General features: G+C 68.0%; 1 pseudogene. It reads left to right on the top strand.

The annotated features are described in order from the left end of the window. Nucleotides 1-381 (top strand): annotated as a pseudogene (locus LD110_RS23430) (hypothetical protein); the annotation flags it as partial.

The raw sequence follows: 381 nt of genomic DNA, 5'->3' as shown, positions 1-381 counted from the left end.
CCGCGGCCCGAATACGGACTCATCGAGCCAGTGCTGCGGGAAGTCCCCGGGGGCCTGCTGATCCGGGGAGGGGCTGACGTGCTGGCCCTGTCCAGTCCCGTGCCCTTCACCCTGGACGGGGGCACGGCGCGGGCAGAACTGGAACTGAGTGCCGGTGACACACTCGGGTTCGCGCTGCACCACAGGCCCAGTTGGGACTCGCCGCCGCCGCTGTGGGACCAGGAACGCATCTTCGCGCGACTGGAAGATACGACAGAGGCTTGGACCAGCTGGTCCGGACTACATCAGAACTATGCCGGCCCATTCTCCGACCTCGTCGCCGCCAGCGGCCGTGTCCTGCAGGCTCTCACCTTCGCCCCCACAGGTGCGATTGTCGCTGCC

The sequence above is a fragment of the Arthrobacter sp. M4 genome (assembly GCF_020251205.1).
Taxonomy (GTDB): domain Bacteria; phylum Actinomycetota; class Actinomycetes; order Actinomycetales; family Micrococcaceae; genus Arthrobacter.
The sequence above is the reverse complement of the archived record's forward strand: the minus strand, read 5'-3'. Positions and strand labels throughout refer to the sequence as shown.